Below are 16386 nucleotides of genomic sequence, written 5' to 3'. Positions count from 1 at the left end.
AAAATATCTTTTATAATCAGTCACTTAGATCAAAAAATACCATCAAAATACCATCTATCGCGACCTGTGCCGATGATGGTATGAGTACCCCTCCGGCAAATGCACGCTTGCGATACCATGAAAAATACCAACAAAAAAAGCCGCTTGACGCTGCCATATGCTGCTTGCGTTTGCCAGACAAAATAAAAAAAGCCCCTGAAAAATCAGGGGCTTAGCTGTTTCATTGACCCGGCGTTACCTTACGGTGCCGGACGGGAGATTATTCCCACTCGATGGTCGCCGGCGGCTTGCCCGAGATATCGTAGACGACGCGGTTGATGCCGCGCACTTCATTGATGATGCGGTTGGAGACCTTGCCCAGCAAGCTGTGCGGCAGGTGCGCCCAGTGGGCCGTCATGAAGTCCTGCGTTTGCACGGCGCGCAAGGCCACCACGTATTCGTAGGTACGGCCATCGCCCATCACGCCCACCGATTTGACGGGCAGGAAGACGGCGAAAGCCTGGCTCGTCGCTTCATACCAGTTCGCTGGCAGCGCGTCCGGGTCGACGGCCTGGCCGGCGACGAATTCGTACGGCGTGTTGCGCAGTTCTTCGATGAAGATGGCGTCGGCGCGGCGCAGCAGGTCGGCGTAGTCTTTCTTGACTTCGCCGAGGATGCGCACGCCCAGGCCCGGGCCCGGGAACGGGTGGCGGTAGACCATGTCATGCGGCAAGCCCAGGGCGACGCCCAGTTTGCGCACTTCATCCTTGAACAGTTCGCGCAAAGGCTCAAGCAACTTGAGCTTCATGGTGTCCGGCAAGCCGCCCACGTTGTGGTGGCTCTTGATGGTCTGGCCTTTCTTGCCCTTGCCCGCCGATTCGATGACGTCCGGGTAGATCGTGCCTTGCGCCAGCCATTTGGCGTTGACCAGCTTGCCCGACTCGACCTGGAAGACTTCGACGAATTCGCGGCCGATGATCTTGCGCTTTTGCTCGGGGTCGGTAACGCCGGCCAGGTGGCCCATGAACTGGTCTTCCGCATCGACGCGGATGACTTTCACGCCCAGGTTCTTGGCGAACATGTCCATCACCATCTTGCCTTCGTCCAGGCGCAGCAGGCCGTGGTCGACGAAGACGCAGGTCAGCTGGTCGCCGATGGCGCGGTGGATCAAGGCAGCAGCCACGGACGAATCGACGCCGCCGGACAGGCCCAGGATGACGTCATCGCTACCGACTTGCGCGCGGATTTTTTCCACCGCTTCGCTGATGTAGTCGGGCATGTTCCAGTCCGACTTGCAGCCGCAGATTTCATGCACGAAACGACCGATCATGGCCTTGCCCTGCACCGTGTGCGTCACTTCCGGGTGGAATTGCACGCCGTAGAACTGGCGCTCTTCGTCGGCCATGGCCGCGATCGGGCAGCTCGGGGTGTTGCCCATCAACTTGAAGCCTGGCGGCATTTCCAGCACCTTGTCGCCATGGCTCATCCACACTTTCAGCATGCCGTGGCCTTCGTCGGTGACGAAGTCGGCAATACCGTTGAGCAACTTGGTGTGGCTGCGGGCGCGCACTTCGGCGTAGCCGAATTCGCGCACCAGGCCGTTTTCCACCTTGCCGCCCAGCTGGGCCGCCATGGTTTGCATGCCGTAGCAGATGCCCAGCACGGGCACGCCCAGCTCGAACACGGCTTGCGGCGCGCGCGGCGAGTCGCCATCCAGCGTGGAATTGTGGCTGCCCGACAGGATCACGCCGGCGGCGCCATAGTTGCGCACGAATTCGTCGCTGACGTCATACGGGAAGACTTCGGAAAACACGCCGGAATCGCGCACGCGGCGGGCGATCAACTGGGTGACTTGGGAACCGAAATCGAGAATGAGGATTTTAGAGTGCATGGTCGGAGCTTTATTCAGGGTCAATTGCAAAACCGGCGCACTGGGCGCCGGTCTGGACTTTCGTTACCGCTTACTCGGAGCGATAATTTGGCGCTTCTTTCGTGATCTGCACATCATGGACATGCGACTCGCGCATGCCGGCTGAGGTGATTTCCACGAATTCCGCTTTTTCGCGCAGTTCGTCGATGGTGGCGCAACCGCAGTAACCCATCGATTGACGCACGCCGCCCACCAGCTGGAAGATGATCGCCAGCACGCTGCCCTTGTAGGCGACGCGGCCTTCGATACCTTCAGGCACAAACTTGTCGGCCTTCATGGTGGCGTCCTGGAAATAACGGTCAGCCGAACCATCGGACATCGCGCCCAGCGAACCCATGCCGCGGTACGATTTGTAGCTGCGGCCCTGGTACAGGATCACTTCACCTGGTGCTTCTTCCGTACCGGCAAACATGGAACCCATCATGACGGTCGAGGCGCCAGCGGCCAGCGCTTTCGAGATATCGCCCGAGAAGCGGATACCGCCGTCGGCGATACATGGCACGCCCGTACCGGCCAAAGCCTCGGCAACATTCGAAATGGCCGTGATTTGCGGCACGCCCACGCCGGCGACGATACGCGTGGTGCAGATCGAGCCAGGACCGATGCCGACCTTGACCGCATCGGCGCCGTATTCCACCAGTGCCTTGGCGGCAGCGGCGGTAGCGATATTGCCGCCAATCACTTCCACTTGCGGGTACTTGGTCTTGATCCAGCGTACGCGGTCGAGGATGCCTTGCGAGTGACCGTGGGCCGTGTCGACCACCAGCACGTCGACACCGGCAGCGACCAGCAGGTCGATGCGTTCTTCATCCTTGGCGCCTACGCCGACAGCGGCGCCGACCAGCAGTTTGCCCTGGCTGTCTTTCGACGCGAACGGGTGGGAGGTCGATTTCTGGATATCCTTGACGGTGATCAGGCCGCGCAGCTCAAACGCGTCGTTGACGACCAGCACGCGTTCGAGGCGGTGCTTGTTCATCAGGCGCTTGGCTTCGGCCGTATCGGCATCTTCGTTGACGACCACCAGCTTTTCGCGCGGGGTCATCTTGGCGGAAGCTTCCGCGTCGAGTTCCTTTTCAAAGCGCAAATCGCGGTTGGTGATGATGCCGACGACTTCCTTGCCCTTGACAACAGGGAAACCGCTGATGCCGTACTGTTCCGTCAGAGCGATCACGTCGCGGATTTTCATTTCCGGCGGAATCGTGATCGGATCACGCAACACACCTGCTTCGAAACGCTTTACGCGGGCCACTTCACGTGCCTGGTCCTTCGGATTCAAATTCTTGTGGATGATGCCGATGCCGCCTTCCTGGGCCATCGCGATCGCCAGACGGGCTTCCGTCACCGTATCCATGGCTGCGGACAGCAAGGGAATATTCAGGGTGATATTGCGGGTCAGGCGAGTTTTGAGGGACGTATCGGCGGGCAGAACGTTGGAGTAGGCTGGGACGAGCAGCACGTCATCGAATGTGAGTGCTTTTTGAAGTAGACGCATAGCATTTCCTATTGGCGCAAAAGCAGATTATACAGAAAAAAGCGCCCTCCGTCCTTGCTGCATAAAAAAGATATTTGGAAATAGCAAAAAAATGTCCCGCCAAGGCCAGCCGCAAGCCGCAGCCCTGCCCTCTTCCAGACCCGTCAGGTCTTGGCGGGCTTGCCGCTGGCACGCCGGCGGCGCGCTTCTTTCGGGTCTGCCTGCAAGGGACGGTAGACTTCCACCCGATCATGCTCGCGCAGGACGGTATCCAACGGCTTCTTCTTGCCATAGATACCGACCATGTTCACGGCCAGGTCGATGGCGGGGATTTCCCGCAGCAGTCCGCTCAGCGCCACCGCCTGCTCGATGGTGGTGCCAGCAGGCACGTTCAAGGAGCGCAGGAACGTGCTGTCGGGCAGCGCGTGGCATACTTGCACCGTGATGCCTGCTTCAGCCATACACCGTCTCCGCGCGCTTGCAGAAGGAATCGACCATGCTGTTGGCGATCATGCCGAAGACGGGGCCGATGATCTGTTCCAGCACGCGACTGGAAAACTCGTAGTGCAGGTCCAGTTCGATCTTGCACGCATCTTCGCGCAGGGCCTTGAAGGTCCACACGCCGTCGAGGGTCTTGAAAGGACCGTCCACCAGCTTCATCTTGATGGAAGTCGGCGGTACGTTCTCGTTGGACGTGGTGAAGCTTTGGCGCACGCCGTGGTAATGTATGCCCACGCTGGCGACAACCGTGTTCTCGCCCCGCTCGCGAATCTCGACCGCACCGCACCAGGGCAGGAATTTGGGATAATCCTCCACCGCCGCCACCAGCGCGAACATTTGTTCGGCGCTATAGCCGAGAAAAACTGATTTATGTACTACTGCCATTGAAGAACCATTTGCTATGATGTTGGATACATTTGATTTTATCGCGCTTGCGCGAGACAGTAGTTTAACCGACCCGCGCACATTTACCATCTCATGACCATAGCAGACAACAGAAAAGCCTTCCACGACTACTTTATCGAGGATCGCTACGAAGCCGGCATCGTGCTGGAAGGCTGGGAAGTCAAAGCCATCCGCGACGCCCGCGTACAAATCAAGGAAGCCTACGTCGTCGTCCGCGGCGATGAACTCTTCCTGTTCGGTGCGCATATCAGCGCCCTGCCGACCGCCTCCACCCACATCCATCCGGAAGCCGTGCGCACGCGCAAGCTACTGCTGCACCGTGCGGAAATGGATAAACTGATCGGCAAGGTGGAGCGCTCCGGCTATACCCTGGTGCCGCTCAACCTGCACTACAAGGGCGGCCGCGTGAAATGCGAAATCGGCCTGGCCAAGGGCAAGAAGCAGCACGACAAGCGGGCAGCGGAACGCGACCGCGACGGCGCGCGCGAAGTCCAGGCGGCGATGAAGTCGCACCGCCGCTGATCCGGCACTACGCGCAGCGTGCTGCGCCGATACCATCAAGCCCGGCTATATGCCGGGTTTTATTTTGCCGGTGCCTGCGGCAAGCGGAAACGCACAGCGCAATGGGATAAAAACAGGGAATGGAAAGAGATACGGCGGGAAAAACTGGTATTAGTGAAAACACCATGGAGATAAGCGAATGAATCAGCTTTGCCTGTCTGGCCAAAGACGATAAATCAAGAAAGTTCCGGATGCTTGCATGCTGCCTTGTACTACACCTGTATCACTGCACAGGACAAGCATCCGAATGAACGGTTTTTAAACCTTCAGAATCAAACCTTCAGCAGATCACGCGATTTGCCCGAATCGGTCCACTCTTTGACCCATTTCGGCTGACGGCCACGGCCAGTCCATTGCTGCGTCGCGTCATCCGGATTGCGATAGCGTACTGCGACCGTGCCGGTTTTAGCGCGGATACCCGTACCAACCAGATCTTTTACGGAAACGCCAACGCTCTGGGCGATTGCCAGGATTTGCTCGCGCGCTTTGGACAGATCGTCCTGTTCGCGTTTCTTCATTTGCTTCTTGATGTCGTCCTGCAAGGTGCGCAGTTCGGACAGGGATAAGCTGGACAGATCCATGATATTTCCTTGTGTGAGTTGAAAAATATAACTGAACAGTTAAATTCTATCCAATTGTAACGCGACTGAGGTGATTTTTCTTCAGATTTGATTGTTTTTTACAATTCTTTTACCAAAAAACCTGCTTCCCTGGCTTTCAAACAGTGTAATCGTTCCAGCATGGGGAACCGGCATCGCGCATGAACTGCCTGTACAAGCGTCTCCGCTTTGTACGGCTGCGGTTCAATACAGCGCCATCGGCAGTATTTATTTTGCAGTACTTTTTGTTTCATTGCAATTTATAGTAATTATAAATTGCAATTCAAAATATACATGGGAGCAATACTATCGCCCCTTATGCATCAACTCCAAAATTCCTCCCAAGTATCCGTCGCGGATATCGGCGCAATCATAGCCATGCATGAGCCGCAGATTCTACTTAATCAAAAAGATAAGCGTCGCACGACAGCATATAAGCCCGAAAGTGCGCACAGCATAGCATAAAGAAAAGATTTCAACGTTATGGATTCAAGTGCAGATACTCCAGCCCGTCTGCCAGCATATATTCCAATGGCGCAATTGAAAACTGCCCGCGATATGGCGGGCAGTATTAAAGACAAACCTGCTACGAGTTTGCTATTCACCAGGCAATCAGGGAATCGCCACGCTGCCTTTCGGCTTCTGCGTTTTCACCACCTGCATCGCCGTGGCGATCAAACCGCTCATATCGCCCAGATTCGCCGGCACGATAATCGAGTTATTGGTTTTCGCCAATTGCGCGAACGCGCCCACATACTGCTCAGCTACTTTCAGGTTCACGGCATCTTCCCCGCCCGGTTCGCGAATGGCGGCACCCACCTGGCGCAGCGCCTCGGCACTGGCCTGCGCCAGCGCGACGATGGCCGTGGCCTGGCCTTCGGCACGGTTGATCGAGGCCTGCTTCTCGCCTTCGGAGCGGGCAATGGCCGCTTCGCGCTCACCGCTGGCGATATTGATCTGTTCCTGCTTGCGCCCTTCCGAGGCGGCAATCAGGGCGCGCTTTTCGCGTTCGGCCGTAATCTGTGCCTGCATCGCATGCAGTATTTCCTTGGGCGGCGTCAAATCCTTGATTTCATAGCGCAATACCTTGACGCCCCAATTCGCCGCCGATTCATCGATGGCATTCACGATGGCCGTATTGATATGGTCGCGTTCTTCAAATGTCTTGTCGAGTTCCATTTTACCGATCACCGAACGCAAGGTCGTTTGCGCCAGCTGCGTAATGGCGGCAATATAATTCGACGAGCCATATGAGGCACGCATGGCATCGGTAATCTGGAAATACAGAATGCCATCGACCTGCAATTGCGTATTGTCGCGCGTGATGCACACCTGCGGCGGCACGTCGAGCGGAATTTCCTTGAGCACGTGCTTGTAGGCGATACGGTCGACAAAAGGCACGACAATATTCAGGCCAGGACCCAATACCGCGTGAAACTTGCCCAGACGCTCCACCACCCAGGCATGCTGCTGCGGCACCACATTGACCGTCTTGAAGACAAATACCAATGCCAGCAATAACAAGATCAGCGACACGCTACCAGTGCTTACTTCCATAATCTACTCTCCAGGTTATCCAACAATCAAACGGCTGCCACGCACGGCATGTATGGTGTAATGGCCGGCTTGCGTATCGCCGCCGGGAATCAGCTCCACATCCCACAAGGCGCCGCGGTACATGACGCGCGCCGCGCCATCGACCCAATGCACGACCGCCACGCTTTGGCCGATATCGAGATTCACATTCGGGTCCTGCGCCGCATCGCGCCGCGCCGCCTTGCCAAAACGGCTGCGCCGCAATAACAGGGTGGCAGCCACGCCGACAATGGCGGCCGTCAGGGCTTGCCAACCGCCATTGCCGCCCGCCAGCGCCACCAGTCCTCCGGCACTGATGCCGATGGCGATCATCAGCAAATAAAACGTACCCGTAAACAGCTCCAGGATCAATACCGCGCCAGCCGCCACAAACCAGCCTACCCATTCAGCCATGATGCCTCCATCTTTGCGAATCCGAAAATAAAAAACCCCGTAGCCTATATAAGCGACGGGGTTTAATGCGTATTACTGCCTGATATTATTCTTGCCAAACACCTATATACAAGCAGTCTAACGCAATTCCTGATGACGTCAATAGGCGGGGGCGAATTAGCGCCGCAGGCCCGGCCTTTATTCCTCGAGCAGGCTGCGCAACATCCACGCCGTCTTTTCATGCAAATCCAGGCGCTGCGTGATCAGGTCGGCCGTCGGCTGGTCATTGGCTTTTTCCAGCAGCGGGAACAGGCGGCGCGCCGTGCGCGCGGTTGCTTCCTGTGCCGATACCAGGTGGCTGACCATGTCCAACGCCGGCGGCACGCCGTCGATTTCCTTGATCGAGGCCAGCTTGACGAATTCCTTGTAGGTACCGGGCGCCGGGTAGCCGAGGGCGCGGATGCGCTCGGCGATCAGGTCCAGCGCGGCCCACTGCTCCGTATATTGCGTCATGAACATCAGGTGCAGGGTGTTGAACATCGGCCCCTTGACGTTCCAGTGAAAATTATGGGTCATCAGGTACAAGGTGTAGCTGTCGGCCAGCAGGCCGGACAGGCCTTCCGCAATCTTCGCGCGGTCCGCCTCGGAAATGCCGATATCGATCTTTGCCACTTTGCTCGGTTTCTTGCTTGCCATGTGAACTCCTGTTTCAATGTATTGGTGGAATCATTTTAGCTGATCTGGAGCAAGCCCATCGAATACTGCCGTGCGCCGCGTGGCAGGCATAAAAAAACCCGCTGCCGGGTGAGCGGCAGCGGGTTTTCAAAGGGCGGGAAAGATGCTTACGCTTTCAGCGCAGCCAGTTTCTGCCAGGTGTCGATCACCGAATCCGGATTCAGGGACATCGATTCGATGCCCTGCTCCATCAGCCAGACGGCGAAGTCCGGATGGTCGGAAGGACCCTGACCGCAAATGCCGATGTACTTGCCGCGTGCCAGGCAAGCCTTGATGGCCAGGGCCAGCAGGGCTTTCACGGCAGGATCGCGCTCGTCGAAGTCGGCAGCCAGCAATTCCATGCCGGAATCGCGGTCCAGGCCCAGGGTCAGCTGGGTCAGGTCGTTCGAACCGATCGAGAAGCCATCGAAATGGTCGAGGAACTGGTCGGCTAGGATGGCGTTCGACGGCACTTCGCACATCATGATGACGCGCAGGTCGTTCTCGCCGCGCTTCAAGCCATTTTTTGCCAGCAAGTCGATGACTTTCTCGGCCTGGCCCAGGGTGCGCACGAACGGCACCATGATTTCCACGTTGGTCAGGCCCATGTCATTGCGCACGCGCTTCATCGCTTCGCATTCCATGTTGAACGCTTCGGAGAAGTCGGCCGACAGGTAGCGCGCCGCGCCGCGGAAGCCCAGCATCGGGTTTTCTTCGTCCGGCTCGTAGCGCGAACCGCCGATCAGCTTCTTGTACTCGTTCGACTTGAAGTCGGACAGGCGCACGATGACTTTTTTCGGCCAGAACGCGGCGGCGATGGTGGCGATGCCTTCGGCCAGCTTGTCGATGTAGAACGCCTTTGGCGAAGCGTGGCCGCGCGCCACCGATTCCACGGCCTTTTTCAGGTCGGCATCGATGTTCGGGTATTCCAGGATCGCGCGCGGGTGCACACCAATATTGTTATTGATGATGAATTCCAGGCGCGCCAGGCCAACGCCGGCATTCGGCACGGACTGGAAGTCAAACGCCAGCTGCGGATTGCCCACGTTGAGCATGATCTTGGTGTCGAGCTTCGGCAATTCGCCGCGCGACACTTCCGACACTTCTGTTTCCAGCAAGCCATCGTAGATCTTGCCTTCGTCGCCTTCGGAGCACACGACGGTGACAAACGTGCCATCTTTCAGCACGTCGGTCGCGTCGCCGCAGCCGACGACGGCAGGCACGCCCAGTTCACGCGCAATAATTGCTGCGTGGCAAGTACGACCGCCGCGGTTGGTGACGATGGCCGAAGCGCGCTTCATGACCGGTTCCCAGTTCGGGTCCGTCATGTCGGCAACAAGCACGTCGCCTGGCTGCACGCGCTCCATGTCGGCCGGGTCGTGAATCACGCGCACGGGGCCGGCGCCGATCTTCTGGCCGATGGCGCGGCCGGAGGTCAGTACGGTGCCCGTGCTTTTCAGCTTGAAGCGTTCTTGCACGTCGGTCGCCTTTTGCTGCGACTTGACGGTCTCGGGACGCGCTTGCAGGATGTACAGCTTGCCATCGCGGCCATCCTTGCCCCACTCGATGTCCATCGGACGGCCGTAGTGGTTTTCGATGATGACGGCGTATTTGGCCAATTCCACCACTTCGCTGTCGTTCAGCGAATAGCGGTTGCGCATTTCGACGGGCACGTCGACGGTTTTCACGGAACGCCCAGCTTTCGCTTCGTTCGTGAATTCCATCTTCAGCAGCTTCGAGCCGATATTGCGGCGGATCACAGGCGACTTGCCTTTTTCCAGCATCGGCTTGTGCACATAGAATTCGTCGGGATTGACGGCGCCCTGCACCACGGTCTCGCCCAGGCCATAGCTGGAGGTGACGAAGACCACGTCCTTGAAGCCCGATTCCGTATCGATGGTAAACATCACGCCAGCCGCGCCCAGGTCGGAACGCACCATGCGCTGCACGCCGGCCGACAAGGCCACTTCAGCGTGCGTAAAGCCCTTGTGCACGCGGTACGAGATGGCGCGGTCGTTGTACAGCGACGCGAACACCTGCTTCATGGCCTCGAGCACGTTGTCGATGCCGACCACGTTCAGGAAGGTCTCTTGCTGACCAGCAAAAGACGCATCCGGCAAGTCTTCCGCCGTGGCCGAGGAACGCACGGCAAACGACATTTCGGTATCGGAATCGGCCACCAGTTTGGCATAGAACTGGTCGATTTCGGCGGCCAGGCGTGGCTGGAATGGCGTTTCCACGATCCATTGACGGATCTCGGCGCCGGCTTGCGCCAGCGAGCGCACGTCATCGATGTTCAGCCCTTCGAGGCGCTGGGCGATGCGTTCGGCCAGCGGCAAGCCGCCATTGGCGCTATACGACAGGAAATCGCGGAATGCCTGCGCCGTGGTGGCAAAGCCACCGGGCACGCGCACGCCGGCTTCCGCCAGCTGGCTGATCATTTCGCCCAGGGAGGCGTTCTTGCCGCCGACGGATTCCACATCCGTCATGCGCAAATGCTCGAACGAGGCAACATACACCGCGTCCTTGTCTTCCTGCTGTTGCGATACTGCGTTGGTCATAATGACACCCTTACTGATGATAGAAATCTTTACGCGCGGCGCACAGACAGTCTTCTTGTTATTCTTGGCGTCGTGCAGCACAATCATACCGTTGCAGCCATTTTACCTTGTGCGGCGCAAATTGACGACGCACAATCTTGATCCGAAAACCCATGACACAAGATCCACGCCCCCCTTTGCCCTCCGCGGCCCGCACCGTCTTCTTCGTTTCCGACGGCACCGGCATCACCGCCGAGACGTTCGGCCACTCGGTGCTGACGCAGTTCGATCTGCGCTTCCGCCAGATCCGCCTGCCCTTCATCGACACCATGGACAAGGCCTACGAGGCGGCGCGCAAGATCAACGAAGCGTTCGCCACCGATGGCCAGCGCCCGATCATTTTCTCCACCCTGGTGAAGAACGACCTGTCGGCCGTGATCCGCAAGTCCAGTGGCATGCACATGGACCTGATCCAGACCTTTGTCGCCCCACTGGAGCAGGAACTGGGCGTCATGTCGACCCATACCATCGGGCGCTCGCACAATATCGTCGACAGCGAGGAATACAAGAACCGCATCGAGGCGATCAACTATTCGCTGGCGCACGACGATGGCCAGTCGCACAAGAACCTGTCCTCGGCCGATGTCATTCTGGTGGGTGTGTCACGCTCTGGCAAGACCCCGACCAGCCTGTACCTGGCCATGCAATACGGCATTAAGGCGGCCAACTATCCGCTGATTCCCGACGATTTCGAGCGCGACAAGCTGCCATCGGCCCTGCTGGAATTTAAGAATAAAATTTTCGGATTGAGCATTACGCCCGAACGTTTGTCGGAAATACGCAACGAAAGACGCGCTGGAAGCAAGTATGCGGCCATCGAAAATTGCCGTTACGAGGTCAACGAGGCGGAAAAAATGATGAAACGCGAAGGCATCCGCTGGCTGTCGTCGACCACCAAGTCGATCGAAGAGATCTCCACGACGATCCTGCAGGAGATCAAGCCGAACCGCCGCGAGTACTAGTACGCTTGACCAAACCTGCTGCGCGTCGGTTTTGTCAGGTGTCCGTTTCTCTGGATAGTGCCGTCAGCGCCGCCACCAACCGGTCCAGTTCACCGATGGTGGTGGTGATGGCCACCGTGGCGCGCACGACATCGGTATCGCCGATATTGCGTTCGACGGTAAACACGCCGAAGCGGTGCAATAAAACCTGCTGCAGTTCCCGCGCACGCATGCCATCGACGGCAAAGGCCACCAGCGCCGTGCCACGCCTGGCATCGAGCGGCGACAGAATGCGCACGCCAGGCAGTTGCGCGACGCGGCTGACCCAGTAATGGCGCAGCCAGGCCAGGCGTTCATTCTTCGCCGGCGTGCCGCCCAGACGCGCGTGGAAGTCCAATGCGGCAGGCGCGGCCAGGATGGCACCGATCGGCGGCATGCCCATGTGCAGGCGGCCGCGGATATCGTCGGGCGGATAATCATCGTCGCCAAAGTGCGGTTCGATCTTGTGCAGCTGCGATGCACGGATATACACGATACCCAGTCCCGCCGGCGCCCCCAGCCATTTATGCAGATTGAAACCGGCGAAATCGACGCCCATGGCCTGCACGTCCACGTCGACCTGCCCCAGCGCATGGGCGCTGTCGAGCAGCACGTCGATGCCGTGCTCGCGCGCCAGCGCCATGATGGCCTGCACTGGCAGTTGCTGGCCATTGGCCGGCGTTACCTGCGACAGCAGCAGCAACTTGGGCTTGACGGCCTGGCGCATGGCTTGCGCATAACTGGCGATGATCTCGTCATCGCCGATGGGCAAGCTCAGCTTGATTTGCGTGCTGGTGACGCCACGGCGCTGCGCCAGCCAGCGCATGGCCGTGCGCATGGCCGGATAATCGAGATTACTCCACAGCACCGTATCGCCGGGCGCCAGGCCGTGGTATTGCGTGATCAGCACCTGCATGGACTCGGTGCCGCTGCGGGTCAGCAGTATGTCGCGCGGTTCGGCATGGATCAGCGCAGCGACGCGCTGGCGCAGGATATCCACATGCGTGCGCGTGAACTCGCCGCGCACGAAAGGACTCAGTTGCTCGTTGGTGTAGCGCACGGCCTGCTCGAAGGCGGCTTGCACGGGCGCAGCCATGGCGCCGAAATAGCCATGCTCGAGATTGACGATGGCGTCCGGCGGCGCGGGATACAACGCCGCCACCTGGCGCCACCAGGCCTCGTCACGTGCGGCACCGTCGGCGAGCAAAGGCGGAACTGGATGATCAGGCATGGCGGCTCTGCTTGGAAAGCGTCAGGCCTGGCCCTGGCGTAGCTGCTCGAAGAAGCAGACGGCGGCGCAGGCGGCCACGTTCAGCGATTCGATCTGGCCCAGGTGGGGAATGACCACCTGGTGCGTGGCCATCGACAGCAGGTCGTCGGCCACGCCCTGCCCTTCATGGCCGAACAGCCACGCGACGGGCTGGCGCAGGTCGACGTCGTACAGGCGCTGCGTTGCATAGCCGCTGGTGGCGAGGGTTGCCACCTTGGCGCCGGAAACGAGCGCCGCCAGGTCGACGTTTTCAAAGATGTCGAGCACGAAATGCGCGCCCATCGCCGCGCGCAGCACCTTCGGCGACCAGCAGAAAGCCGTGCCGGCGCTGCAATACACCTGCGTGATGCCCGCGGCGGCCGCGCTGCGCAGGATGGAGCCCACATTGCCCGGGTCTTGCAGGTTATCGAGCAGCACGGCCGACACGCCCAGGGGCTGCGTGACGGCCCGTTCCGGCGTCTCGATGAGGAACATCACGCCCACGCCGTGCTCGACCTGGCTCACCGCGTTATACAGCGCGTCAGGCAAGCCCAGCACGTGCGCGCGCTGGCTTTCCAGCTGGCCGACGATGTCCGCCACTTCCCCGTTCTGCAAGGCGCTTTCGCTGACGATGCATTGCTCCGGCATGCCGCGCAGCTGCAGGTAGGATTGGCACAGGTGCACGCCGTCGAGCAAGGTGCGGCCCGACTTGCGGCGCGCCTGCGAACTGCCCGCCAGCTTCAGCAAATCCTTGTATTGCGCGTTGTCGCGCGAGGTAATCGTCTTCATGCCACCACCTCCTGTCCGCCGAACAGGGCGATCACGTTGCGCACGGGCGCGAACGAGCGGCGGTGCACGGGCGAGGCGCCGTGCAGGTGCAGGCGCTCGAGGTGCAGCTTGGTGCCGTAGCCCTTGTGTTGGTCGAAGCAGTATTCGGGATAGGCCGCATGCAGGTGTACCAGGGCCGCGTCGCGCGCCGTCTTGGCCAGGATCGAGGCGGCGGAAATCGAATCGACCTTGTCGTCGCCACCAATGATGGCCATGCCGCGTATCGGCATCACGGGGCAGCGGTTGCCGTCGATCAGGGCCAGGGTCGGCACGGTAGCCAACGCCTCGACGGCGCGGCGCATGGCCAGCATCGACGCCTGCAAAATGTTCAGGCGGTCGATCTCTTCTTCCGACGCTTCGGCGATGGCCCAGGCCAGAGCCTTGGCCTTGATCTGCGGCGCCAGCAGGTCGCGCTTGGTTTCGCTGAGTTTTTTCGAGTCGCGCAAGCCGTCGATAGGCTGGTTCGGGTCGAGGATCACGGCGGCGGCGAACACCGGGCCGGCCAGCGGACCGCGTCCTGCCTCGTCGACGCCGCAGATGATTTCATCGAGCGAGAATGGCAAGTCGTCAAACAGGCCGGGATAGATATTTTTCACGTTGAATCTTTGGTTGGTACTGCGGTTGAAGCGGTGATCGGGGTTTACTTGCGGTTGGCGGCGATGACTTGCATGACGGCGTTGGCGCTCTCGCGCGCGCTGTCGCGCAGCAGGCTATGGTGCATGTCCGTGAAGCGCTGCACCAGGCGCAGGCGGCCCGGCACGTCGCTCAGCTGCTGCCACATGGCCTCGGCCAGCGATTCGGGGCTGGCCGCGTTTTGCAGCAGTTCGGGCACCAGGTAGTCGCGCGCCAGGATGTTTGGCAAACCGATCCACGGCTGGTAACCCATGTGGCGCATGATTTCCCACGACGCGCGCATCATCTTGTAGGCGATGACCATGGGCTTCTTGTACAGCGCCACTTCCAGCGAGGCCGTGCCGGACGCCACCAGCACCGCATCGGCGGCGCAGATGGCCGTGTGCGAGCCGCCGTCGGTCAGCAATATCTCGACGTCCTGCAAGCCTGCTTCCGCAATCAATTGCAGGAAGTACTGGCGCTGCTTTTCGCCGGCCATGGGCGCGACGAAACGCAGGGAGCGGTCGCGCGCCAGCAGCAGCTTGCAGGCACCGACAAAGGCCACCGTATTGTATTTGAGTTCGCCCATGCGGCTGCCCGGCATCAGGGTCACGACATTCGCGTCTTCCGGCAAGCCCAAAGTGCGGCGCGCGGCCGCTTCGTCGGGCTGCAACGGAATCATTTCAGCCAGCGGATGGCCGACATAGGTGACGGGCACGCCCGCCTTGCGGTAGATCTCTTCCTCGAAGGGGAAGATCACCAGCATATGCGAGACGGCCTTGATGATTTTCTTGATGCGCCCGCCGCGCCAGGCCCATATCTGCGGCCCGATGTAGTGCACGGTGGGGATGCCGCCTTCCTTGAGTTGCTGTTCCAGTCCCAGGTTAAAACCCGGATAGTCGGCGCCGATGAAGACGGCGGGACGCTCTGCCAGCAGCTGGTCGCGCAACGCGTTCTGGATGCCCTTGATCTCGCGATAGCGGGGAATGATCTCGAACAGGCCCCGCACGGTCAGCTTGTCGAGCGGCCAGTCGGACACGAAGCCCTGCCTGGCCATGTGCTCGCCGCCAATGCCGTGAAAGCGGGCGCCGGGCAGCTGCGGCACGAGGCCGGACAGCAGCCGGCTGGCCAGCAGGTCGCCCGACACCTCGCCGGCGACGATGGCGACATTGGCGACCGGCAGGCCGCCGGACTGGTCAGCGGACGATGCCACGCGACGCCACGCCAAGGAATTCGCGCATGGCACGAATGTGTTCCGCCACCTCGGGCGACGATGCCGCTTCTTCTTCGAACAGGGCAGCCTTGGATTCTTCCAGGGTCAGTCCCGAGCGGTAGATGAGTTTATACGCGGTGCGGATGCCGTTGATCTGCTCGCGCGTAAAGCCGCGGCGTTTCAAGCCCTCGATATTGACGCCATGCGCCTGCGCCGGATTGCCGTTCAACAGGACGAATGGTGGCACGTCCTGCGTCAGGCTGGTGCTCATGCCGACGAAGGCGTGCGCGCCGATCTTGCAGAACTGGTGCACATTGGCGAAGCCGCTCATGATGACCCAGTCGCCGATCTCCACGTGGCCCGCCAGCTGCGCGTTGTTCGAAAAAATCGTGTTGTTGCCCACCAGGCAGTCGTGCGCCAGGTGCACATACGCCGAAATCCAGTTGTCATTGCCCAGGCGCGTCACACCGCCGCCCTGCACGGTGCCCGTGTTGAAGGTGCAGAATTCGCGGATGGTGTTGCGGTCGCCGATTTCCAGGCGCGTCGCCTCGCCCGCCCATTTTTTGTCCTGCGGCTGCGCGCCGATGGAGGAAAACTGGAACAGGTGGTTATCGCTGCCGATCGTCGTGTGCCCGTCGATCACCACGTGCGGGCCAACCTTGGTGCCGGCGCCGATGCGCACGTGCGGACCGATGATGGTGTACGGACCCACCTCGACCGAACTGTCGAGCTCGGCCTTCGGGTCGATGACTGCCGTGGAGTGGATGGCCGCCATG

Annotated in this window: 16 protein-coding genes; 2 read left to right on the top strand and 14 right to left on the bottom strand. The window is 59.9% G+C overall.

Translation table 11 applies throughout. The features are described from left to right. Positions 1-259: 259 nt before the first annotated feature. From guaA to LSO07_RS13605, 4 genes are all read right to left on the bottom strand, one after another. Complete coding sequence (guaA, locus tag LSO07_RS13620; RefSeq protein WP_034777714.1) at positions 260-1870, bottom strand: glutamine-hydrolyzing GMP synthase; 1611 nt, start codon at positions 1868-1870, stop codon at positions 260-262. Positions 1871-1940: 70 nt separating this feature from the next. Continuing rightward, positions 1941-3401 carry an IMP dehydrogenase gene (gene guaB / locus LSO07_RS13615; protein ID WP_034777711.1) on the bottom strand — a complete coding sequence of 487 codons (1461 nt, stop codon included), beginning with the start codon at positions 3399-3401 and terminating at the stop codon, positions 1941-1943. 143 nt (positions 3402-3544) lie between these two features. Beyond that, the gene (locus tag LSO07_RS13610) at positions 3545-3841 is read right to left on the bottom strand and encodes an RnfH family protein (protein ID WP_151094740.1); all 297 of its coding nucleotides are present in this window, start codon (positions 3839-3841) and stop codon (positions 3545-3547) included. After that, positions 3834-4265, bottom strand: a complete 432-nt coding sequence (locus tag LSO07_RS13605) for a type II toxin-antitoxin system RatA family toxin (protein WP_035818194.1) — start codon at positions 4263-4265, stop codon at positions 3834-3836. Before LSO07_RS13605 ends, LSO07_RS13610 begins: the two co-directional genes overlap by 8 nt. Before the next feature lie 93 nt (positions 4266-4358). Here LSO07_RS13605 and smpB point away from each other — a divergent pair, with 93 nt between their 5' ends. Further along, entirely contained in the window at positions 4359-4808 is a 450-nt protein-coding gene (gene smpB, locus LSO07_RS13600) for an SsrA-binding protein SmpB (protein ID WP_034784131.1), read from the top strand. 311 nt (positions 4809-5119) lie between these two features. Here the strand turns inward: smpB and LSO07_RS13595 are convergent, their stop codons facing one another. The 5 genes from LSO07_RS13595 to ppsA all read right to left on the bottom strand — a co-directional run bounded on the left by LSO07_RS13595 (position 5120) and on the right by ppsA (position 10689). Continuing rightward, positions 5120-5428, bottom strand: coding sequence for an H-NS histone family protein (locus tag LSO07_RS13595; RefSeq protein WP_010397665.1), 309 nt, complete (start codon positions 5426-5428; stop codon positions 5120-5122). 630 nt (positions 5429-6058) lie between these two features. Then, complete coding sequence (locus LSO07_RS13590) at positions 6059-7003, bottom strand: SPFH domain-containing protein (protein WP_070257384.1); 945 nt, start codon at positions 7001-7003, stop codon at positions 6059-6061. A 15-nt stretch (positions 7004-7018) separates the two neighbouring features. After that, entirely contained in the window at positions 7019-7435 is a 417-nt protein-coding gene (locus LSO07_RS13585) for an NfeD family protein (RefSeq protein ID WP_151094738.1), read from the bottom strand. A gap of 177 nt (positions 7436-7612) precedes the next feature. After that, entirely contained in the window at positions 7613-8110 is a 498-nt protein-coding gene (locus LSO07_RS13580) for a Dps family protein (protein ID WP_034752224.1), read from the bottom strand. A 146-nt stretch (positions 8111-8256) separates the two neighbouring features. After that, complete coding sequence (ppsA, locus tag LSO07_RS13575) at positions 8257-10689, bottom strand: phosphoenolpyruvate synthase (protein ID WP_034752367.1); 2433 nt, start codon at positions 10687-10689, stop codon at positions 8257-8259. A 152-nt stretch (positions 10690-10841) separates the two neighbouring features. Between ppsA and ppsR the strand changes: the two genes are divergently transcribed. Further along, entirely contained in the window at positions 10842-11690 is an 849-nt protein-coding gene (gene ppsR, locus LSO07_RS13570; protein ID WP_034784135.1) for a posphoenolpyruvate synthetase regulatory kinase/phosphorylase PpsR, read from the top strand. Between the two features lie 34 nt (positions 11691-11724). Here the strand turns inward: ppsR and LSO07_RS13565 are convergent, their stop codons facing one another. The 5 genes from LSO07_RS13565 to lpxA are packed head-to-tail and all read right to left on the bottom strand — an operon-like array spanning position 11725 to position 16385. Then, positions 11725-12939 (bottom strand): aminotransferase class V-fold PLP-dependent enzyme, encoded by a 1215-nt coding sequence (locus tag LSO07_RS13565; RefSeq protein ID WP_151094736.1) that lies wholly within the window; start codon positions 12937-12939, stop codon positions 11725-11727. Between the two features lie 21 nt (positions 12940-12960). Continuing rightward, positions 12961-13746 carry a TrmH family RNA methyltransferase gene (locus tag LSO07_RS13560; RefSeq protein ID WP_034784137.1) on the bottom strand — a complete coding sequence of 262 codons (786 nt, stop codon included), beginning with the start codon at positions 13744-13746 and terminating at the stop codon, positions 12961-12963. Then, a complete protein-coding gene (rnhB, locus tag LSO07_RS13555; RefSeq protein WP_151094734.1) occupies positions 13743-14381 on the bottom strand; it encodes a ribonuclease HII in 639 nt (212 codons plus the stop codon). Before rnhB ends, LSO07_RS13560 begins: the two co-directional genes overlap by 4 nt. Before the next feature lie 44 nt (positions 14382-14425). Continuing rightward, the gene (lpxB, locus tag LSO07_RS13550; RefSeq protein ID WP_070279824.1) at positions 14426-15610 is read right to left on the bottom strand and encodes a lipid-A-disaccharide synthase; all 1185 of its coding nucleotides are present in this window, start codon (positions 15608-15610) and stop codon (positions 14426-14428) included. Then, the gene (gene lpxA / locus LSO07_RS13545; RefSeq protein WP_092610952.1) at positions 15594-16385 is read right to left on the bottom strand and encodes an acyl-ACP--UDP-N-acetylglucosamine O-acyltransferase; all 792 of its coding nucleotides are present in this window, start codon (positions 16383-16385) and stop codon (positions 15594-15596) included. Before lpxA ends, lpxB begins: the two co-directional genes overlap by 17 nt. Position 16386 lies beyond the last annotated feature (1 nt).

Source organism: Janthinobacterium sp. PLB04 (assembly GCF_021165895.1).
In the GTDB taxonomy this organism is placed as follows: Bacteria; Pseudomonadota; Gammaproteobacteria; order Burkholderiales; family Burkholderiaceae_D; genus Janthinobacterium; species Janthinobacterium lividum.
Note: the sequence above shows the minus strand (reverse complement) of the source record. Positions and strands in the feature narration are given on the sequence as shown.